The organism is Paenibacillus oryziterrae, assembly GCF_042610485.1.
Classification (GTDB): domain Bacteria; phylum Bacillota; class Bacilli; order Paenibacillales; family Paenibacillaceae; genus Paenibacillus_AQ.
Map to the genome: position 1 here is coordinate 24,940 of NZ_JBGJZO010000019.1, position 19,729 is coordinate 44,668.

Consider the following 19,729-nt stretch of genomic DNA (forward strand, 5'->3'; position numbering starts at 1 on the left):
ATTCCCCTTTGGCTGCGAAGTATTCCGTTAATCATATAGTGAGGTAGACAGAACAGATCACAAGACACAGAACAGTTGGAGAGCACTTTGAGGTACAATAGGTTTATTATTGAGCTGCTAGGGGAGGGATCACGATGAAAAAGGCGGTGGAGGTCCAGCAGAGCCATCCTTTATTCCGGCAGGTATGCCAGTTTATAACGAATCGTATGGAACGGGGGGAATGGAGTGCACATGACAAACTGCCGTCCATCCGGCTGCTGGCTGAAGAAATCCAGGTTCATCGGCTGACGGTGTTCAAGGCGTACAAGCAGTTAAAGGAGGAAGGCAAGGTTTATGTAAAAGATAAATCGGGCTATTATGTCTCCCCGGGCAGCGAGTTCCCGCCAGGACATGAGGAGAATGAGGTAGTCTCCTCATATCACCTGACGAACCCGCTTTCGGATATTCAGCGCATACCGGCTGCATATCAGTTCTCGCAGGCATTGATTGATCCGAACCTGCTGCCGAATCTTTTTCTATCCGAATATGTCAAAAAAGTATTCGATCTCTATCCGAAGGTTATGGGAACCTATTCCTCTGTTCAGGGTGATCTGGAGTTAAGGGAGACGCTAAGCCGGCATTTCAGGGAACATCATCGCCTTCAGTTGACTCCCGAGGAGATCCTGATTACTTCGGGAGCTCAACAGGCGATTAACCTGATTGCCTCGATCGTCCTTGGCCCCATGGACACCGTCCTGGTTGAAAGACCCACCTACAGTGTGGCGATGGATATCTTTCGCCGCGAAGGCGCAAGGCTGGTTCCCGTTCCAATCACACCGGAGGGTTATGATCTAGAGGAACTGGAATACTTGATGGCGAAACACCGTCCGCGAATGTTCTATATGAACCCGACGCATCATAATCCCACCGGGTATACCGTTCCGTCATGGCAGCGCAAGGCGGTGGTAGAGCTAGCAGAGCGATATCGCTGCCTGCTGGTGGAGGATGATCCTTTTCGCGATATTTACTTTGGGGAAGAGCCGCCGCTGCCCTTTTTCGCTTACGATACCGAAGGTTGGGTTATTTATATCAGCAGCTTCAGCAAATATGTTGCGCCGGGACTGCGGATCTGTTCCGTGGCCTGCCGGTTCCCGTTCATGGAGCGACTGATTACTTCCAAGTCACTTGCAGATAACGGCACACCGCTCCTGAACCAGAAGATATTTCTGCATTATTATACTTCGCCTCGTCTGAGGCAGCATCTGGGTAAGCTGCGAATCGCGCTTCAGGTGCATAAGGAGATTGTGGAGGAGGAGCTGTTGGCAGTTGGCTGGGAATGGACAACGCCGCAGGGAGGGCTGAATCTGTGGGTGAAGGTACCGGAGGAGCTTCCCGTAGGTGAATTGTTCCGGTTATGCTCCAATGAATCGATTGCGTTTGTTCCCGGGGAGATCTTTGATCCGCTCGGTGAGCTGAAGTCATGGATTAGGCTCAGCTATTCTTTTGCCAGTGAGAAGAAGCTGCGTGAAGGTATGCAGAAGCTGATAGCACTGGCGCGTACATTGTGAGAGTGGACGAGGTTAAAAGATAGTATAGGTCTGCTATGAAGCTCCGGTAAGCATAAAGGGCAGTTCCCTCACACAGAATTCTGCGAAGGAACTGCCCTTCTTCGACTTGTCATACTCCGCCGTGTTCCCCGAACACAGTTAGATTACACCCATCCGAACAGCCGTACGAGCTGGGCTACAGCAAAAGTAACAAAGATAGCAATACCGAGGGGAATAACCGCTGAGAGCACAGCCCACTTCAGGCTCTTGGTCTCTTTGTAGATGTTCACGAGTGTTGTGCCGCACGGGTAGTGAAGCAGAGAGAACAACATCATATTCAGCGCAGTGAGCCAAGTCCAGCCATGAGAGAGGAAGATATCCTTGATGCTGCCCAAGTTGTCGATATCAACCATGGCTCCGGAGGACATATACCCCATGAGCAGAATCGGCAGGACGATCTCATTGGCCGGAAGTCCGAGGATAAAGGCCATGATGATAAATCCGTCCATACCAAGCAGATGAGCGAATGGATCGAAGAACGCCGCCATATGGTTCAGGACGCTGTCCCCTCCGATAAACATATTGCCCAGCACCCATGTAATGATTCCGGCGGGAGCGGCAACAACGATCGCCCGGGTAAGGACATTCAGGGATTTCTCCTTCGAGGATCTCAGGATGGTCTTGCCGATTTGCGGGCGGCGGTACGGCGGGAGTTCCAGCGTATAATGCGTGGGCACACCGCGCAGGGCGGTCTTGGACATTACCCATGAGACTGTCAGGGTTACCATAATGCCGAACAGAACCAGGCCCATCAACATTCCGGCAGTGGCCAGGGTCCGAATGGTTCCAGTAGCAGCAGCGCCTGCCATAAACAGAGAGGACAAAAGGATCAATGTCGGCCATCGTCCGTTGCAGGGCACAAAGTTATTGGTCAGGATTGCCAGCATCCGTTCACGGGGCGATTCGATAATCCGGGTAGAGAGAATGGCGGCCGCATTGCAGCCGAAGCCCATCGACATGGTCAAAGCCTGCTTGCCGTGACCGCCGGACTTCTTGAATAAGCGGTCCATATTGAAGGCGACGCGAGGCAGATAGCCGAAATTCTCCAGCAAGGCGAATACAGGGAAGAAGATCATCATCGGCGGCAGCATCACGCTGATTACCCAGGAAGTTCCGCGGTATAAGCCGAGCACAAGCACTCCGTGCAGCCAGACAGGAGCATGAACGGCTTCAAAGCCGGCGGTAAGATATCCTTCAATGAAGCCGAAGAAGGAGGCAAGCCAGCCGGAAGGATAGTTAGCTCCGGCGATGGTAATCCAGAATACTACGCCGAGAATGGCGAACATGATGGGGAATCCCCATATTTTTGAGGTTACGATATTATCGAGCTTATAGGTGCTTCCCAGCTTCTTCTTATCCTTGTAAGCAACGGCATCCGTACAAATTCCGGCCGACACCCCATAGATTCCGCTGACAATCTCATCCCGGATAGTGCCTCCGTCGGCCAGTTTCTTCGCTGCCAACCGCAAGGAGTCCAGGGCATCTGTACCTTTAGTGGTAAGCGGTGACTCCATGACCGACAACCTCCTTTGCAGCGGATTCGGTCTTCCCGTTCAGATGGTTTTTGAGCGAGGTAAGCAGACTGTCGTCACCGTCCAGGAGACGCAGGGCAACCCAGCGGGCCGGGTATCTGGAACCCAGTGCCTGCTCGACCAGTGGTGTCAACTGGCGGATACCTTCCTCAATCTCGTCATTGTAAGTAATCTGCAGCGGCGCGGAGGTAACGGCTCTGGTAGCCACGAGCTCAATCTGGTCCAGCAAGGTTTCAATCCCAATCTTATTCCGGGCAGAAATTGCTGTAACCGGGACTCCCAGGCGGTCCGAAATCACCTTCAGGTTAATATCGATCCCCAGTCGACGGGCTTCATCGATCAGATTCACGCAGACAACGGCGCGTCCGGTAATCTCCAGCACCTGTAATGCCAAGTTCAGGTTGCGTTCCAGCGAGGTAGCGTCAAGAACCACCAGTGTCACATCAGGCTCTTCAAAAATAATAAAATCGCGTGCAGCTTCCTCGTCGGCGGAGTTGGAATACAGTGAGTAGGTGCCGGGAAGATCAACAGCCCGGTAGATATTTCCGTTATGGGTGAACTCACCCTCGGCGGTAATTACTGTCTTGCCCGCCCAGTTGCCAGTATGCTGCCGCATGCCGGTCAGCAGGTTGAACAGTGTGCTTTTGCCTGTATTGGGATTCCCCGCAAAGGCTACAGTGTAATGGCTCATGCTTCCGCACCTCCAATTCTCTCTCCATAGATAAGTGAGCTTTCTTCCCTTCGAAGGGCGATGGTGGTGTTGCTTATCCGAAAAGCGGTAGGATCTCCAAGTGGACTGCGCCGCAGCACTTCCACTGCATTGCCGACTACAAAACCGAGATCCAGCAGCCGTCTTCGCAGCACGCCCTGGACTTCAATGCCACTGATCCGTAAGATGGCTCCAATCTCCGCTTCAGACAATGGAATAACCGTTCCGGCCATAAGCTTCCCCTCCTTCATCTATAAGGTAGTATGTTCATATCTTGTGTAACGACTATATTGTTGTAGTATGCCACAAGATTAGTATACGTAAATAACTTTGTCCCTGCAACAAAAATGTTTCCCTAGGGAAAGAAATAAAAAATCCCCCTACGAGAGTGAAATACGTTCCACTTCCCACAGAGGGACAGTAATGTACGCTATGGATTTAGAAGGTGCTGAATCACCTTATCATGAAGGGGAGGCGGACTTACTCTTTCGGCCGTGAATAAGGATAGCGCCGCAGAGAATCAGCGGAATCCCTACCTGGAATACTAGATCCATCTTGAGGCTGGGGCCAAGTCCAACCGCTATGTGCTCGGTATAGTCCTTCTCCACAAACGAGGTGGCGTAAATGAGGAGACCAACGGGGAACACCATTAACTTGGTCGGCAGGCGGGTAAGGGCCGAGGTCCCTCTTACTGCACAATAGTAAAACAGCATCATTTTGATCAATAGTCCGAGAAAGAGCAGTACGGTTACGAGAATATCCAGCCGCTCAATAAACTTTAAATTAGATAACGTCCGAACCGTCTGCAAAAATGGCAGTTGGCTGGTTGCGGCGAATGCCGGGCCAAGCACAGCCAGATTGACCGCATTCATGAAGACCAGAAATATGCTGATCAGGATGTACCCGACAAGTGTATTTTTAACCGGTGTCCCGGGCTTGCTCCATAAGGACCACAGCATCAGAAATGCGAGCATCTGCCCAAAAGGAAAGGAGACGGTGTCGGGAATCCCTGCCTGAATAACAGATCGTATTCCATTCTCAAACATAGGCAGCAGCCGGCTGAAATCAAGCGAACCCATTAGCGCCAGCAGCAGAATCAGAAGGATGTAAAACGAAAGAACCAGCGGCAGTATTACTTCCGGAAGACGGAAGACAACCTCTGCTCCTTTCCAGATGGCATAGCCCATGATGAGAACAGCGATGAGCATCGTAATATACATCGGAGTAAGCGGCAATAGGGTCATTTTGGTCAGTTCTCCCAGGTCCCGGACATTTCTCATGGATTCATAGGCAAAATAAAGACAGTACACGCTGCCGACGACAGTCCCTGTAATTCGCCCGAAATGGAGTTTAAGCATTCCGATCAGATCCATCTTTGGACAGCGGTGCTGGATCCATAGAAATAGCAGAAGAAGTATGCCGCCAGCAACCGCTCCTGCGCTCATGGCAAGCCATGAATCCTGTTTGGCTTTACCTCCAAGCAGAAATAGGGGCGTGCTTCCGATTTCAAACATCATGATCATGAAAGAAATTTGCAGGGAAGACACAGATTCCTTATGCTGAGCCAACGGCTTTAACCTCCTAACCAATGGATAATGAATTCTCCGGCAGGCTGAAAGAAGACTATATAAAGCGATGAAACGCTGATATGGGGGGTGTTCGTAATCCCGCAGAAGTTAAGGTAGGCGCACCAGCCTAGAATGCATCCGTACCACAGCCTGTGCAAATTTCGGTGCGGGCCCTTCATCCGGCGGCACCCCCAGAACAATGCGGCCACATATAACGCAAGGAGTAGATATATTTTCATTGGCCGTGTCCCTTTAGTGTTGCGTAGATTTGAATGATTTGTTGCTAAGCCCCATTCGTTCAATGGTCATGTGAACATGTGGACGAATTTCAATCTCCTGAAAGACCGTATTCCAAGTTTTGTCCTTATCTATCTTCTTCCAACGCTCCTTATCGCTTCGGTGAATTTTGACGGCAAAGCCGGTAACGTCTGCATTGATCTCTTTCACTTTTTTCCAGGAATTTTCAACAAGCTCCTGTATATTTTTTTCAATCGATTTCTCCATGTTATTGATGGATTCCCTGTTGGTCAGATTCATTTCACTTCCCACCTCTGTAAGAATCCCGCTGCCTTTAATTCGGACATCCATGACATAATGATCGTCTTCCCAGACCGGTTTAACCGAGGTTGTTGAGTGCTTGAGCGAGAATGTGGCGTCAAGAGTATCGCTTTTAGCCGGCTGGGAGATGAAAGCAATATTGGCCATCTGAATCTTATTTGTTAAAAAAGTCAAACCGAATGCTTCTTTTTGGGTAAGCCAACCAATCATATGCTGTCCCTTTAACACAGCCAGCTCACCCAGAGCAAGCCGGGAAGGAAGATCAGTTACGCCGGTTTCGGTCGTCTTATCCATAATTTCTTTTCCGGTCAGCTTGATCTCTGGAATCACAGCGCATCCGGATTCGGAAGACAAATCTCTGGCCAGCTCAAAGAGCCGGATTCCCGGATAATAAGAGACCAGCTTTGACTCCTGCTCAATCATCAGCTGGATCCCGGCACCCTGATTTTTGGTCAATTGCATCAGCTGCTGGAGAATCCCGCCGGGGTCCCTCTTGGAGATAAATACATATACAGTCTCACGGGCATCTGTCTTGCGGAGGAATACATCGATTAATTCATCGATGCCTTTGCGTGCCAGCCGTTCACTGAATATGGTGATGCGCGAATGAGCGGGATAGAGCTGGCGTGTGCTTGTCAGGCTGGTGTGCTCCATAGCCTCAACTACCGTGCGGCCCGTGACCGTGAAAGTCAGAAAGGGAGGAGAACTCGTGCTTCCACCTCCGCTGCCTCCCATCCCGCTCGCACCTGAGGAAGGATTAATAATCTGATAGGTAGCTACCCATTCGTTGTTGTTCCAATCATAGGCTGAACCTGAAGCAATCCCCAGCTCACTAAGTTCTCTGCCGTCCCAGCAGCCGCTGATGAATATGGGGAAGAGAGTCATACAAACCATTGTACATAGCAGTTTTCTCCTACGGTTGCTGTCCGCTGCCTTCATGTGCCCCACCCTTTCTTCTTGGACTTCAGCTGTTGTTGTACCCGGTCCCATATGAGAAGCACCAGCGGGATAAGAGCATTGAACAGAAAAAACACTAAGAAACGATGTTTGTTATACGTGGCTAATTTATCGCCATCCTGCCAGGTGAAGATGCATTCGAGTGCTACCACGAGGCCCAGTGCGCCAATAAATGGACGGTTGAGTTTCACGCGGAAGGTCTGTTTAAAGCACTCTACGGTTGCGAAGAGAAAAATGGACATTTTTAGGTAAACGGACAAAACCCAATACGAAATAAATAAAATATCTAGCCGTTCAATCACATTGCCAAGCCGAATAAGGCCTATGACTGAAAAGCCGGGATAGGTATTGGCAGTTATGAATTTGGGTCCGTATACCAACAAGGCGGCCACCATAATCAGCAGCATGGCCAATCCAACCACGAGCAGACCCGTATATCCGATGATCCGGGCTTTATCCGGATTCTGGAGATAGGGAGCCAGAAACAGAAGGATTCCGACTTCCGACACCCAGGTAATCGGCGTCAGACTGGCAATGGTTAAGGATGAAATGGAGTGGTCGAAGAGAGGAAGCAGACGATGGAAATCCATATATTTCGAGAGACCTAAAATATAGACTGGTATAAAAATGATATAAAGAAGGAGCACAAGACTGTTAATCCGCGCTATGGCTTCCAGCCCCTGTCTTACCATATAGATGGATATAACCGTAATAAAGAGGGTCAGAATGGTAACCGGAGTATTGACCAGTACATTGTCATTAATAAAGTTAATAAATTCCCGCAATATCGTTGCGGTGGTATCCAGATAGAACTGCAGCATCAGAAGGCCAAGCAGGGTGGCTAGGAGAGGGGAGCATTTGTCCCTGACCCAGTCAATGAAATAAGCTCCCTGGTTAGTACGGATGATGGTTCCTATCAGTGCGGCTACCCCAAGCCCTATCAGGGTGCAGAAGATAATCGCTATCGGAGAATCCTGTCTTGCAGCTTCACCAATTGTAGTTGGCAGAACAATGCTTGCAGTAGGCAAAATGGTATTGACGACCAGCATGGAAGCTTGAGTAGATCCTACTTTTCCGTTCAAGACTGTTCACCGCCCTGTTCTGGTTTGGTTTCAGCAGGCTTGGGTTTCTGGTGGGGGGCCTGTCTTCTTGTTTCCTTGCCCAAGTTGGTTTTGGGACGGGTCGTCAAATTCCACAGAGGTACCCGAATTAAGATATCCTTCAGGTAGCGGGGAGTCATTGGCGCAAGAGGGGACAGATAAGGAACCCCAAATGACCGCAAACCTGCCATATGGATGAGCAATACTATCAGGAAGGACATAATCCCGAACAGCCCAAGTGTAGAGGCGATCAACATCATCACAAAGCGGATCAAACGAATCGAATTGGCAATCGCTAGAGACGGGATTACAAAATTGGAAATGGCTGTGAAAGACACAACGATAACCATAGCCGCGGACACCAGCCCGGCCTGAACGGCAGCCTGCCCCAGTACGAGTGCGCCGACGATGGAAATGGCCGGACCGATGGTCCGGGGCATGCGGACGCCTGCCTCGCGGAGGACATCAAAGGTGACTTCCATCAGCAGAGCTTCAGCCAGAGCGGGCAGAGGCACGCCTTCACGCTGGGCAGCCAGACTGATCAGCATCGTAGTGGGCAGCATTTCCTGATGAAAGGTGGTCACGGCGATATAGAGTGCGGGCAGCAGCATCGAAACAAAAAATGCGGTATACCGGATCAGCCGTAAAAAAGACGAGATATCAAAACGCTGATAGTAGTCCTCGCTCGACTGAAAAAAGTTAAAAAAGGTAGATGGAGCAAGCAGAGCAAACGGTGTTCCGTCAATAATGATGCCAACCTGACCTTCCAGAATCCCTCCCGCCAGGGCATCAGGACGTTCCGTGTTCTGAATAGTAGGAAAAGGAGTCATTCCTCCATCTTGAATAAATTCCTCGATATAATTGCTCTCCAGAATCGCATCCGTATGGATTGAATCCAGACGGCGGCGGATTTCGGACAGCACCTGTTCGCTGGCAAGTCCTTCGATATAGATAAGAGCCAGGCCGGTTTGCGTCCGTTCTCCTATTTTATATTGCTCGATCCGCAAATCGGGAGTCTTAAGTTTTCTGCGGAGGAGGGCGGTGCCGGTTCGCAGATTCTCTGTGAAGCCCTCCTTGGGACCACGGATAACACCTTGAGAGGTAGGTTCGTTAATACTTCTTTTTTCCCACCCGATAGTATCCGCTGTAAGTGCTTTGTTGACGCCGTCAAGCAGAATGAGCGTGTGTCCATTAAACAAGAGGCTCAGCAGCGGTTCGATCGTTACGCATTCTTTCACGCCGCCTACCGGCAGAATCAGGTCTTTAACCAGGGTAAAGGGCTCCATCCCCGGGTTGGTAGCGCCTTTCAGCGTGTGTTCCATCAGAGGCTGCATAACATCCCGGTTGACTGTCTCGGAGTTAACCAGGCCATCAACATAAACCAAAGCCATTGAGAGTGAATTCAGGGATTCGTTCGTGAACTCTCTGAAGATAACATCCGCACTATTGCCGACGCGCTTACGGAGCTCCTGCAGATTGGCCTGCAGAGAATATTCCAGAGGCCGGGAGACAGGGACCGAATTGACAGGGGGCTCCAGTCCGTTTTTATTCTTTTTACCGGTCGGTTGTTTCGTGCTCACTTAGGTTCCTCCTCACAGCTGATTCGCTCGCTTACGTAGTATCCCCCGGTTCCTAATCCTTATTCTTCCTCCGTAACCTGCAAAAAGGCACCCTCGGTCTGAATAGACCGGGGTGCCTTGGTTGTATAGCGTTATTGATATTTAATGATGATGGCATTACTGATCAACCGTCCGGGTCTTGTAAGGTATTTGCCATTATAGTACAAGCCGCTTGAAGCGCCGCCGTCCAAGTTCATGGCCTGGTAAGCCCCGGCCTGCTTCATAATCTCGGCAAGCTGTGGAATGGTGGCTCCGCCCGTGGTCAACAGAATGAGCTTGTGGTCACGCGTAAGTCCAAGGGCACTGCGGGCTCCGCCGCCAGTCAGAATCTTGGGGTCCCTGAAACCTTCGCCCTTCACATCAAGCGATACCTTGCCGTTGGTCAGCAGACGCGGACCCGCCTGCAGCCCGCCTTCGATCCGGTTTGCCGTGAACTTCGCTTTGAAGTCCAGCCCGGGAATAAGCGATGCCAGCTGGTTTTTGTCGTACGTAAAGATTGTTCGACGGTCGCCTGAGCTGTTCTTCAGCATGTTACCGCCGCTAACGATATATCCGTAAGGAGCCTTGAAGGCCCCTGTAGTATAAGCATCGAAGAACGTTCCGTTAATGGCGACAACAGCATTATTGCGTTTGGCTAGGCTGCTAAGCTCCTCAACCTTGCCTACGGTATTGCCTGCCAGCACTACATCAAGCTTGACCTTGGGATGCAGCAGTGAGACCGTGACCATCTGGACCGTGTATGCTCGGCTGCCAACTTTAAAGGTTCTCTGTCCACTGGTTACCGGAGAGGACTCTTGCCCCAGCAGTGTGCCTGTTTGGACTGGCAGGATCTCGGAAGTTTCACCGTTTGTAATGGAGACTACTGATGAATCGGGGTCCCATGCAAGCTTAAGCCCTAGTGAATTGCTGACAAAAGAGAGCGGAACATATGTAATCCCTTGATCACTGAACGCAGGATCTGTCAGAGTTACGGATTTGTCGTTAAAATAGGCGGTCGCCTGATTCAGAAATAACGTGAGATGAACGTCATCTTTACTAATATCCATCCGTTTGTCGGTTGCAATCCACACTGCTGTAATTCCGGCATAACCGTTCAGAAAGCGGAAGGGGATATAGGAGTGGTTGTTCTTGTCGATGAAAACGGAATTTTTGACAGATGATGTGGCTGTAGCTGCGGTTGCGGTTGAACCACCGGTAAGGCTTGTACTCATAATTATAAGCAGGATTGCTATAACGCTAACCAGATGTGCTGCAGGTTTCTTCATGTAACTATAATCTCCTTTGACATGATGCGCGGACAGCGTGCCCGGACTTCATTGGGTATCCTAACATTATATGACAAAACAGCCGTGCATGGATATAATGCAAATACATGTATTACGTTAGGACTCTTACCCAACCAGGGACAAAGGTGGTCGTTAAACTTGACTAGAATAGGTTTGATTCGGCATGGCAGCACATACTGGAATAAGGAAGGCCGGGCGCAGGGGTATACGGATAACGAGCTGGACGAAGAAGGTAAGCAGCAGGCAGAGGCTATCGCGGAGCGGCTCAGTAAGGAGCAGTGGGATGTTATTTATTCAAGCGATCTTCTCCGTGCGAGACAGACGGCAGAGATTATTGCGCAAAGACTGGGCCTTCCCATCACCGGTCTCGTGCCGGGAGTTCGTGAGATGAACGGCGGTCTGATCGAAGGAACTACTGAACAGGATCGAATAGAGCGCTGGGGGGACTCGTGGAGAACTCTTGATCTAGGTCTGGAGAAGCCGGAAGCCGGCAAACTCAGAGGCAGCCGGGCGATTGAGGAAATTGCCGCTAAGCATCCTGGTAAAAACATACTCGTCGTCAGCCACGGTGCGATTCTGCGCAGCACGCTGAGAGGCCTGGTACCCGGCCTTAATGTGGACGAGCTGCTGAAGAATACTTCGATTACCCGGATTGTCCGGTCAGGGGATGGCTGGAGCTGCGAATTATACAACTGTGTGGCTCACTTGAGCAGCTAGACGATGAACAGCATGAACTGCAATTGCCGTAACTACAGTGAATGTTGGACTTTCGGCCGCTGTTGTCTCCAGATTTCTTGATTTATACCGCTCTTCGCGGTTGAAATCCAGAGACAGCTTATGCTTTCGAAGCGAGCTTTCCTCCGGAAAGCTTTCGGGCGGACGCTCCCGCTCCTACAGTTCCAAAATTCCCTTCCGTTACTTCTGCTGTTCATTCCGTTCATTTAAAGATCATCTAAGCTGAGCCGGATGAAATAGAGAAGAGAGGACCTGCAGTAGTTATAGCTGCAGGTCCTCTTGTTTATTGAGAAAATGCAATTTACTTAGAGGGAAGTGTTTAATCGATTTATGTATGTCTGGCATGGGCGTACTTTCAGCAGCAGGCTAGAACAACGCGACCGCCATGCTGGATGCGGTCGCGTTGAACAGAACGGACTAATGAAAGAGATCGATCAGCCGGACTTTTTTACGTTGTCATACTCTTTTGGCAGTCAGAAGACCGGCCAGTACATCCGGAACATCGGTTATAATCCCGGAGACACCGGCATCGATTAGCTGCTTCATCCGCTCTGGATTATTTACCGTAAAGGGGTGGTAGTCCATACTGTGCTCAGCCGCTTCAGTTACGAGTTCAGGAAGTACGGCATATTCATAGGCGTGCAGAGCGGTTGCTCCAAGGGTAGCCGCATAATCCCATGGACGGTATAGGCCTTCTATGTACAGAATACCGGTGCGGATCTCCGGTGCCAGACTTTTGCAATGAGCCAGAGAATAATGATTGAAGCTGGATAAAATAACACGTTCCTCCATTCGGAATTCTCTCACGGCAGCAATAACTTTCTCCTCCATGCCAGGATACAGAAATACCCCGTTCTTAAGTTCTATGTTGAGGATGATGTCAGTTCCCTGAAGAAGCTGAAGTAATTCCTGCAGGGTTGGAAGCTTCTCACCAGAATAATCGGCAGAGAACCATGACCCGGCATCAAGCATACGAAGTTCTTCCAGCGTTTTATCTTTCACATTACCGGTTCCATTGGTAGTCCGCTTCAAATCCTCATCATGGATAAGGATGAGCTGTCCGTCTTTAGTCAACTGCACATCGGTTTCAATGCCTGTTGCTCCAAGCTCAAGGCTCCTGCGGAAGGCAGTCATTGTATTCTCCGGGCATACTGCCGATGCGCCGCGGTGCGCGAAATTCACGATTCTCTTCATTATTCTCTTGACCCTCCAACATTTGAATGTGTTTTACCTTATAATTTGGTTATTCTTATGATTCCACATTAGCACGGAATATCCTGTACGAAAATCCTGAAGAGTCCTTCCCTCCAAATTTAACTGTGGGATTACACTCCCTGGTAAGGATAGCTGTTAAACAATAAAAAGCGGAGATCCTGCAGCATGACTGCAAGAACTCCGCTTTGTTATTTTAAGATAGCAGATCTATGTTTGATGATTAGCCTGCCGCCTGTATCAATGCCTTCAAATCCTGCGCGTTAAACCCTTTAACCACATGACTTCCGGCGACGGTCACAGGAACGCCCATGAATCCGAGCTTCTCTACTTCTTCTTGATATTCCGTACTGGTCATTACATCCCGGACTTCAAAAGGGGTGCCCTCTTCAGTCAGGAGCTGCTTCACCATATTACATTCCGTGCAACCGGCAGTGGAATAGACGATTACCTTCGCGCTCATTGAGTTACGGCTTCTTTCAGTGCAGATTGGGTAATCTTCCAGTGCGAAGTGTTCCAGCGTACTTCGCCGTCCTCAACGAGGAAAATTTGTGGAGACTCATGCTTGATCCCGAAATCTTCGGCAATCTGATTGGACAAAGGCCGGTCTTCAATGACATGCACGATCGCGGCGGAGGTATCCGTGTCCTTCACAAAGGCCTGGAATTCATCGTAAGCCTTGGCACTGATCGGACAGGTAGTGCTGTGCTTTAGAAGAAGCTGCTTTCCGGGCTGACCCAGAAACTGCTGTAAATCTTCTGTGGTATGGAGTTGCTTGACGGACATATGATCACCTTCCTGAATGGTTTTCTTATAAGAATAGACTGTATTCATGATTGTAGCATAGTTCAAAATTAAATCAATTAATGGATGAGAGTCTGGGATCCAGTGAAAAAAGGCATAGACCAACGCGAAATGAACGTTTATTATAATCATATATACACGAATATGAACATAAATATACTTGTATGTACCAAAAACCGGAGCTTTTCCGGGATAATTGAAGGAGGACATCCATCATGATCGTTGATACATTAACCAATCTGCTGGAAGACGGTGTTAATTTAGGCCCGAAAATAAAGAGAGGTCTGCAATTTCTTCACGACACTGACTTCACGGGACAAGCTACCGGACGTCATGAGGTCGATGAAGAGATGTTCTACTTCGTAAATGAATATGAGACCAAAGCGGAAGAGGATTGCTTCTGGGAAGCACACCGGATTAATTTGGATCTGCATTATATTCTGGAAGGTACAGAGAGCATCGCCTACGCAGCAATTGAACAATTGACTGTAAAGGAAGAGTACAGCGAGGAGAAGGATGCAGTATTTTTCACTGGTAAAGTAGAAACGGCAGTTACAGTAAGTACAGGAGATCTCATGATTTGTTATCCGCAGGACGGGCATATGACAGCACTTGCTGCCGGAGAGAAAGAAGCTGTACGCAAGGTTGTACTGAAAATCAAAATCTAGAATAACTAAGGGAGCCCTGGAGGCTCCCTTAGTTATATTAGCCAAAGCAAGCGAAGCTCTATTCAACAGCTTATATTAGCTGAACTTAAGAACCTAACAAAAAGGTAAAGGTAATGAAGGGGGATTTTTGGAACTGGAGGAGCGGTAGCGTCCGCCCGAAAGCTTTCCGAAGGAAAGCTCGCATCGAAAGCATATGCAGTCTCCGGATTTCAACCGCGAACAGCGGTTCTAATCAAGAAATCTGGAGACAACAGCGGCCGGAAGTCCAAACATTCACCGTAGTTACCAACTCGCCCATTGCCAAAATCTTAAGTTCAATTTATATAGATAATTATTTGTCTTAATACTCTAACTTTTTGTAATACAACACGGTGGTGTCCAGACTGCCGCTCCCGGAACGTGCGAAATAGGGGATTCTGCCAGCTTCCACATAGCCGAGCGACAAATAGAGGATATTAGAAGGATCACCTTCGCGGGTATCTAGCACCAGAAGTTCTTTTTTCTCCGCCTGTGCGGCGGCTTCTACAGTAGCCATAAGCGCCCCCGCTATCCCTTTCCGGCGGTGCTGCGGATGTACCATCAGCTTGGCGATCTCCACCCGGTGCCGGCCGTTCGGCTTGGAGACGAAGTGTAGTTGAATGGTGCCAACGATGGTGTTATTTTCCCGGGCAATCCATAGCAGCACCCCGGGTTGGATTACATTTTGCCAGTATTCCCGTGCTTCTGTCTCCTGGAGTGGCGGGAGGAATCCGATAGATGCCCCATCGTCCACAACTGCCATCAAGAGCCGGCTCAATTCCTGTTGCGTATCCGTATCTAACGTTTCCACTAAAGTCATGGTAATATTAGTGCCAGTGTTCATGGGAGGATCTATCCTTTCTTTCTTCGAATGGTTTACATACACTCATTATATGGATTCGTCTATGGATAACAATAGAGAGCAGGAGGCTTGCAGAAGATGTTATTGGAAGTTATAGCTACGACACTGGGAGATGCAGTTACCGCCGAACGTGGAGGGGCAGACCGGATTGAGCTGATTACAGGAATTCTTGAGGGCGGCTTGACGCCAAGTTTGGCGCTCATAGAGAAAGTTCGTGAGGCTGTGTCTATTCCGGTGCGGGTGATGGTGCGGCCGCATGCCCGGTCTTTTCAATATGATGCCGGGGATCTTGAGGTCATGAAGCGGGATATTGAACATATCTCTTCAGTTGGAGGGCTGGGTGTGGTGCTTGGGGTGCTGGATTCACACGGTGAGGTGGACGAGGTCATGTTGAACCTTCTGTTGGATGCAGCCGCTGGACTGGAAGTGACCTTTCATCGCGCCATAGATGAAGTGCATGACCAGGGTAAGGCGCTGACTATACTGTCCCGTTATCCTCAGATTACTGATGTGCTGACCTCTGGAGGCTGCCGGACAGCTCCGGAAGGAGCGGACAGGCTGGCGGAACTGAACTCGCTTGCAGCGGGAAGCTCCATTTCGATTCTGGCAGGCGCGGGACTGAATGCTGACGCACTAGAATCTTTTTTGCGCCAGACAGGGATCTCCCGTGTGCATTTCGGCTCTGCGGTAAGAGTAGACGGGGATCCGCTGAAACCTGTCGATTTAGAGAAGGTTCGGGAGATCAGAAGGATTCTGGATCACTCTACCCGGAGGGAGAAGAAATAATTAGCTTCTCCCTGGTCCAGCAACCATTCGCAGTCGATTCTGTAAGTATAGACACCTTTGGTGTCCGGGACATTGCTGCTATAAGGATCACCGGTAAACCCTTCGGTCATATTGATGATGTTGAATTTCTTAATCCTTGCTGGAGGAGTGCTTTGCATCAAAGCGCCTGCAGGAACCGCGATAGCCTGCATCATAGGCGGATAGGATACTCCATCAGCCAAAACCTCGAAGACTTCGTTGCTGTTATTAGCGGAAACCTGGCTCCAGCTATAGGCCCCGCGGTACATTTTGATATTCTGTCCGCCGACGTGAATAACTGGAATGGGGGGGGCTTTTGCGATGACCCATTGCGAATACAAAGAAGGCACCGGAGCTGGGGAAGGGCTAACCACAGAGTTCTCGTTGTGAGCTCCCGTCTCGTAACCGGCGTAAAAAGCCCCTGCGATAAACAGGAACGAGATTAGTACGGCGAAGATCTTTTTTCTCATGGGAATCACCTCTGCAGATATTGACGCAATTCGTGGGCTAAGGTTACACATCAGGAAAAATATAGGTGAGTTTAGGCGATCTGAAGAAGCGGTCATAGGACATCCGGTGTGTCTATATATTAGTTAGGAGACCCAAGAGATATAAGGAGGGATTTCCAACTGAGATCATACAGACAGCGGATTCTAGGTGCATTGCTTGTGTTCGTCTTACTCTCATGCACGATTATGGCAGAAAGTGTGAGTGCGGCGGCAGTCAATGACCTGATTGTCATCAACAAGAAGACCAATAAGCTGGCATTCTTTAGCGGCGGCAAGCTGGAGAAGACCTTTCCGGTCGCGACAGGCAGGACTAAGAGTTTGACTCCTGAAGGCAGCTTCAAAATCGTCGTGAAGATCAAGAACAGGCCGTATTACAAGGAAAAGATACCTGGAGGCGATCCGCGCAACCCACTAGGTGACCGCTGGCTGGGGCTGGAGGTGGGTGAAACCTACGGAACCACCTATGCGATTCACGGCAACAGCAATGAGAATTCAATCGGCAAATATGTAAGTTCAGGCTGTATCCGCATGCATAACGATGATATTCACTGGCTGTTCCCAAGGGTGGAGAAGAATACTATCGTTATTATCACTACAAGCAGTGCAGGTATGGAAAGCATTGCTATGGATCACGGATACTATCTGGGTGGTATGCGGTTCGCAGGGCTTGTAAGTTATAACGGTGTGGAGACGAAGCTGGATGGGCAGCTAATCCTGCAAAATTCACGAGTCTACCTGCCGCTCCGGGAGACGGTTAAACTTCTCGGTGCAGAGGTGAAGTGGAACGCAGCGGAGGGTGTACTTTCGATTTCTCGGGGAGAACGTACGATTATCTATAAACCGTTAGCGGATACGGCTACTGTGAACGGAGAGGAAATTGCCATTATACCTTCAATACAAGTCGATCAGAATGTAATGTTTCCGCTAAAGAATCTACCGGCCCTGCTCGGCGTTCAAGTGAAATGGGATGCGGCAGCCAAGGCGGTTATCGTGACAGATTAAGACTCGACAGGTAGCTGAAATCAAAACGGATATGTATAAGGGCTAGGTGGAAGCAAGTTCCACCTGGCCCTTTTGAAATGGGAAGCCACTTTCCTATTGAAAGTGTTTAGTTATCTCTGCAACTGCTTATTGATAGCTTCTACCTGAGTGGATACCTGACATAACAGAAGAAGACATCCCTTGATTAATGGAAGAGCCCATTCCCGGATTCAGGTGTGTGCTGAATTGAGGGTTTATTGGTGCATGCATCGGTTGTTGGCTGAAGGAAGGATTATAGGCTGGATTATACCCGGAAGGGCTATAGCTGCTGGATTGTGCGCTTTGCTCCAGCTGTCTGCAGATTTGGGAGATTTGCTGCATTTGCTGAATCGCAGTTTGGTGTCCTTGCAGGGTTGATTGGATCATTTGCGCCGCCGTGTGCTCGCGTTTTGCAATTTCCTCCAGCCGCATCGCATTTTGCTGTTCCTGCTGAAGCATTTGCTGATACACCTGATTGGCCTGCTGGGTTTGGCTTACCAATTGCTGAATAATTTGCTCACACTGATTAATCTGGCTGCTGATGTTTGAGTTCAAGATGTGAATCCTCCCTGTAATTGCTCGATTTTTTGGAAAACGGAATTATTATCTCATCGGGAGAGTGAGTTTACTCATGGGATTTTATACACATTCTTGTACAATTTTTCCTTGAGGGAAAAGAATTCTGCATAAGAAAGCGCCTTGCCATAGCTCATAATATTTAGCGGCAAATCGTTCTGGTCTACCCGGAGTGCCGGCTGTTTGTACTCATAGGAATTAAGATGAAAGCCCAATCTTTCATAAAAGCCGACCCGGCGCAGGGACCATCCATTCTCCGGAGGTTCAACCTCGAGCACTACGGGGACAAGCGATTCTGAAATATAGTCCTTCATTAACTGATCCCCCATGCCATTCCCCCGTGCAGCCGGATGCACCGCGATATGCTCGACAAACCGGAACTCCGGAAATTCCCATACTGCCATAAAAGCGACGACACTACCGTCAGGCGTCTGCCAAGTAATTAAGCGGTAATGCTCTTCGGCAAGCAGCGCGCGCTGCCCTTCCCGGGTCCTGAATTCGGAAACCGGGAACGAAGCCTCCATGATGGCATAAATCTGATCAAATAGCTCTGCCTGCATATTCCGTCTCCTCCTTTTGCCCGCTAATAGGATATGAATATCATTGTACGTATTTTAAGACAATTTAAAAGCTGGGAAAGGAAAAAATATGAAGGGCATGGAATTATAAGGAGTTGATAATGATTTAGAATTACGCGGATGGAATATATGAATGAACGTGAGGAGTATTGGAATATGAAGGTATATGAATTTAGTGAAGATTTTTCTACTACGATGACCTTAGCTGCTGTCGATAAGAAGAAATATCCAGGGCATCCCCTGTTTCCTCGTTTTAAAGGGATTTCTAAAATCGAGGGATGGTGGCCGATTAAACTTGAAACGCTTCACCGTAATACGCATACTGATTTTCCCTATTTTACCAGCGGAAAGCCGTTGGTGTCCGAAAAAGTCAAGTCGATTCTTGAACCATATATCAAAGATGAAGTGGAGTTTTTACCGCTGGATCATGATGAAATTAATTTATTTCTGATGAACGTTACTAATATTCTCGATTGCGTAGATTGGGAAAGATCTGATGCTGAATGGTTTGAAAAGTATTTTATGAGGTTTAAGAAGCTTCGATTCGACTTCACTAAGATACCGCTCAATACATACATTTTCAAAATCAAAGAAACGGCTGGATCAACAGTATTTGTTACAGAGGCTTTTAGAAAGTTAATCGAGAACCATAATCTGCAAGGGTTGGATTTCAGTGAGGTATACGATTCTGAATTCACAGAAGAGAAAGAACTGGTGCAGAAAAGAAAATATGAAGCAATGCTTCAGGGTATAGAGAAGAACAAGGGTCCGGAATTCTCCTATGAAGAAGCCCGAGAAAGAGTAGACCAGAACAAAGCTGTGGCCAGCGGGAAGTGGAGAATGCAGCTGGATCATACGGGTGAATTCTGGTTGGGAGATTTGACGCTAGATCTCAATTATCAATGGACTCAACCCATGTATATTCCGCCAATTCTGCTCGGGTATGAGTGGCATGAGGTGGAGAGAACCGAAGATTTCTCCAACCTCTGGAGATACCGTGAGGCTTAAAGTCTATCTGAATTTCAGAT

21 protein-coding genes are annotated in these 19,729 nt (G+C 49.0%); 6 read left to right on the plus strand and 15 right to left on the minus strand.

Translation table 11 applies throughout. From position 1 onward, the window contains the following. Nucleotides 1-134 precede the first annotated feature (134 nt). The gene (locus ACAN55_RS17650) at nt 135-1,547 is read left to right on the plus strand and encodes an aminotransferase-like domain-containing protein (RefSeq protein WP_379135673.1); all 1,413 of its coding nucleotides are present in this window, start codon (nt 135-137) and stop codon (nt 1,545-1,547) included. A gap of 143 nt (nt 1,548-1,690) precedes the next feature. Here the strand turns inward: ACAN55_RS17650 and ACAN55_RS17655 are convergent, their stop codons facing one another. The 8 genes from ACAN55_RS17655 to ACAN55_RS17690 form a co-directional block, all read right to left on the minus strand. Then, nucleotides 1,691-3,100, minus strand: a complete 1,410-nt coding sequence (locus ACAN55_RS17655; protein ID WP_379135675.1) for a nucleoside recognition domain-containing protein — start codon at nt 3,098-3,100, stop codon at nt 1,691-1,693. Next, nucleotides 3,078-3,809, minus strand: coding sequence for a FeoB small GTPase domain-containing protein (locus ACAN55_RS17660; protein WP_379135678.1), 732 nt, complete (start codon nt 3,807-3,809; stop codon nt 3,078-3,080). The genes ACAN55_RS17655 and ACAN55_RS17660 overlap by 23 nt, the downstream gene beginning before the upstream one ends. Continuing rightward, nucleotides 3,806-4,060 carry a FeoA family protein gene (locus ACAN55_RS17665; RefSeq protein ID WP_379135681.1) on the minus strand — a complete coding sequence of 85 codons (255 nt, stop codon included), beginning with the start codon at nt 4,058-4,060 and terminating at the stop codon, nt 3,806-3,808. Before ACAN55_RS17665 ends, ACAN55_RS17660 begins: the two co-directional genes overlap by 4 nt. A gap of 228 nt (nt 4,061-4,288) precedes the next feature. Continuing rightward, a complete protein-coding gene (locus ACAN55_RS17670; protein ID WP_379135684.1) occupies nt 4,289-5,395 on the minus strand; it encodes a GerAB/ArcD/ProY family transporter in 1,107 nt (368 codons plus the stop codon). Between the two features lie 252 nt (nt 5,396-5,647). Continuing rightward, nucleotides 5,648-6,838, minus strand: a complete 1,191-nt coding sequence (locus tag ACAN55_RS17675) for a Ger(x)C family spore germination protein (protein WP_379135687.1) — start codon at nt 6,836-6,838, stop codon at nt 5,648-5,650. Between the two features lie 50 nt (nt 6,839-6,888). Further along, a complete protein-coding gene (locus tag ACAN55_RS17680; protein ID WP_379135690.1) occupies nt 6,889-7,992 on the minus strand; it encodes a GerAB/ArcD/ProY family transporter in 1,104 nt (367 codons plus the stop codon). After that, nucleotides 7,989-9,590, minus strand: coding sequence for a spore germination protein (locus ACAN55_RS17685; protein WP_379135693.1), 1,602 nt, complete (start codon nt 9,588-9,590; stop codon nt 7,989-7,991). The genes ACAN55_RS17680 and ACAN55_RS17685 overlap by 4 nt, the downstream gene beginning before the upstream one ends. Nucleotides 9,591-9,721: 131 nt before the next feature. Then, nucleotides 9,722-10,894 carry a phosphodiester glycosidase family protein gene (locus tag ACAN55_RS17690; protein WP_379135697.1) on the minus strand — a complete coding sequence of 391 codons (1,173 nt, stop codon included), beginning with the start codon at nt 10,892-10,894 and terminating at the stop codon, nt 9,722-9,724. 159 nt (nt 10,895-11,053) lie between these two features. Here ACAN55_RS17690 and ACAN55_RS17695 point away from each other — a divergent pair, with 159 nt between their 5' ends. Beyond that, nucleotides 11,054-11,632, plus strand: a complete 579-nt coding sequence (locus ACAN55_RS17695) for a histidine phosphatase family protein (protein WP_379135700.1) — start codon at nt 11,054-11,056, stop codon at nt 11,630-11,632. A gap of 474 nt (nt 11,633-12,106) precedes the next feature. Here the strand turns inward: ACAN55_RS17695 and ACAN55_RS17700 are convergent, their stop codons facing one another. The 3 genes from ACAN55_RS17700 to ytxJ form a co-directional block, all read right to left on the minus strand. Then, nucleotides 12,107-12,844 (minus strand): glycerophosphodiester phosphodiesterase, encoded by a 738-nt coding sequence (locus ACAN55_RS17700; protein WP_379135702.1) that lies wholly within the window; start codon nt 12,842-12,844, stop codon nt 12,107-12,109. Between the two features lie 241 nt (nt 12,845-13,085). Next, nucleotides 13,086-13,325 (minus strand): glutaredoxin family protein, encoded by a 240-nt coding sequence (locus ACAN55_RS17705; protein ID WP_379135705.1) that lies wholly within the window; start codon nt 13,323-13,325, stop codon nt 13,086-13,088. Continuing rightward, nucleotides 13,322-13,648 carry a bacillithiol system redox-active protein YtxJ gene (gene ytxJ / locus ACAN55_RS17710; protein WP_379135708.1) on the minus strand — a complete coding sequence of 109 codons (327 nt, stop codon included), beginning with the start codon at nt 13,646-13,648 and terminating at the stop codon, nt 13,322-13,324. Before ytxJ ends, ACAN55_RS17705 begins: the two co-directional genes overlap by 4 nt. A 233-nt stretch (nt 13,649-13,881) precedes the next feature. Between ytxJ and ACAN55_RS17715 the strand changes: the two genes are divergently transcribed. Further along, nucleotides 13,882-14,334 (plus strand): NanQ anomerase/TabA/YiaL family protein, encoded by a 453-nt coding sequence (locus tag ACAN55_RS17715; RefSeq protein WP_379135711.1) that lies wholly within the window; start codon nt 13,882-13,884, stop codon nt 14,332-14,334. A gap of 340 nt (nt 14,335-14,674) precedes the next feature. Here ACAN55_RS17715 and ACAN55_RS17720 read toward each other — a convergent pair whose 3' ends face one another. Beyond that, nucleotides 14,675-15,196 (minus strand): GNAT family N-acetyltransferase, encoded by a 522-nt coding sequence (locus ACAN55_RS17720; protein ID WP_379135715.1) that lies wholly within the window; start codon nt 15,194-15,196, stop codon nt 14,675-14,677. Between the two features lie 96 nt (nt 15,197-15,292). Between ACAN55_RS17720 and ACAN55_RS17725 the strand changes: the two genes are divergently transcribed. Next, entirely contained in the window at nt 15,293-16,000 is a 708-nt protein-coding gene (locus ACAN55_RS17725; RefSeq protein WP_379135718.1) for a copper homeostasis protein CutC, read from the plus strand. Here the strand turns inward: ACAN55_RS17725 and ACAN55_RS17730 are convergent. Then, complete coding sequence (locus tag ACAN55_RS17730) at nt 15,973-16,488, minus strand: hypothetical protein (protein WP_379135721.1); 516 nt, start codon at nt 16,486-16,488, stop codon at nt 15,973-15,975. The two genes, ACAN55_RS17725 and ACAN55_RS17730, sit on opposite strands and share 28 nt — an antisense overlap. A gap of 225 nt (nt 16,489-16,713) precedes the next feature. Between ACAN55_RS17730 and ACAN55_RS17735 the strand changes: the two genes are divergently transcribed. Continuing rightward, nucleotides 16,714-17,529, plus strand: a complete 816-nt coding sequence (locus ACAN55_RS17735; RefSeq protein WP_379135723.1) for a L,D-transpeptidase family protein — start codon at nt 16,714-16,716, stop codon at nt 17,527-17,529. A gap of 126 nt (nt 17,530-17,655) precedes the next feature. On the opposite strand, the gene ACAN55_RS17740 is transcribed toward ACAN55_RS17735, so the two are convergent. Continuing rightward, nucleotides 17,656-18,102 (minus strand): hypothetical protein, encoded by a 447-nt coding sequence (locus ACAN55_RS17740; protein ID WP_379135725.1) that lies wholly within the window; start codon nt 18,100-18,102, stop codon nt 17,656-17,658. A gap of 74 nt (nt 18,103-18,176) precedes the next feature. Then, nucleotides 18,177-18,683, minus strand: a complete 507-nt coding sequence (locus ACAN55_RS17745; protein ID WP_379135727.1) for a GNAT family N-acetyltransferase — start codon at nt 18,681-18,683, stop codon at nt 18,177-18,179. 174 nt (nt 18,684-18,857) lie between these two features. Here ACAN55_RS17745 and ACAN55_RS17750 point away from each other — a divergent pair, with 174 nt between their 5' ends. Then, nucleotides 18,858-19,709: an imm11 family protein gene (locus tag ACAN55_RS17750; RefSeq protein ID WP_379135730.1), complete on the plus strand. Its 852-nt coding sequence runs from the start codon at nt 18,858-18,860 to the stop codon at nt 19,707-19,709. Nucleotides 19,710-19,729 lie beyond the last annotated feature (20 nt).

What these genes read in the sequence shown, in the direction of transcription:
- ACAN55_RS17650 (WP_379135673.1), top strand. Translation starts at nt 135, where the DNA reads ATGAAAAAGGCGGTGGAGGTCCAGCAGAGCCATCCTTTATTCCGGCAG.
- ACAN55_RS17655 (WP_379135675.1), bottom strand. Translation starts at nt 3,100, where the DNA reads ATGGAGTCACCGCTTACCACTAAAGGTACAGATGCCCTGGACTCCTTG.
- ACAN55_RS17660 (WP_379135678.1), bottom strand. Translation starts at nt 3,809, where the DNA reads ATGAGCCATTACACTGTAGCCTTTGCGGGGAATCCCAATACAGGCAAA.
- ACAN55_RS17665 (WP_379135681.1), bottom strand. Translation starts at nt 4,060, where the DNA reads ATGGCCGGAACGGTTATTCCATTGTCTGAAGCGGAGATTGGAGCCATC.
- ACAN55_RS17675 (WP_379135687.1), bottom strand. Translation starts at nt 6,838, where the DNA reads ATGACTCTCTTCCCCATATTCATCAGCGGCTGCTGGGACGGCAGAGAA.
- ACAN55_RS17690 (WP_379135697.1), bottom strand. Translation starts at nt 10,894, where the DNA reads ATGAAGAAACCTGCAGCACATCTGGTTAGCGTTATAGCAATCCTGCTT.
- ACAN55_RS17700 (WP_379135702.1), bottom strand. Translation starts at nt 12,844, where the DNA reads ATGAAGAGAATCGTGAATTTCGCGCACCGCGGCGCATCGGCAGTATGC.
- ACAN55_RS17705 (WP_379135705.1), bottom strand. Translation starts at nt 13,325, where the DNA reads ATGAGCGCGAAGGTAATCGTCTATTCCACTGCCGGTTGCACGGAATGT.
- ytxJ (WP_379135708.1), bottom strand. Translation starts at nt 13,648, where the DNA reads ATGTCCGTCAAGCAACTCCATACCACAGAAGATTTACAGCAGTTTCTG.
- ACAN55_RS17715 (WP_379135711.1), top strand. Translation starts at nt 13,882, where the DNA reads ATGATCGTTGATACATTAACCAATCTGCTGGAAGACGGTGTTAATTTA.
- ACAN55_RS17720 (WP_379135715.1), bottom strand. Translation starts at nt 15,196, where the DNA reads ATGAACACTGGCACTAATATTACCATGACTTTAGTGGAAACGTTAGAT.
- ACAN55_RS17725 (WP_379135718.1), top strand. Translation starts at nt 15,293, where the DNA reads ATGTTATTGGAAGTTATAGCTACGACACTGGGAGATGCAGTTACCGCC.
- ACAN55_RS17730 (WP_379135721.1), bottom strand. Translation starts at nt 16,488, where the DNA reads ATGAGAAAAAAGATCTTCGCCGTACTAATCTCGTTCCTGTTTATCGCA.
- ACAN55_RS17735 (WP_379135723.1), top strand. Translation starts at nt 16,714, where the DNA reads ATGGCAGAAAGTGTGAGTGCGGCGGCAGTCAATGACCTGATTGTCATC.
- ACAN55_RS17745 (WP_379135727.1), bottom strand. Translation starts at nt 18,683, where the DNA reads ATGCAGGCAGAGCTATTTGATCAGATTTATGCCATCATGGAGGCTTCG.
- ACAN55_RS17750 (WP_379135730.1), top strand. Translation starts at nt 18,858, where the DNA reads ATGAAGGTATATGAATTTAGTGAAGATTTTTCTACTACGATGACCTTA.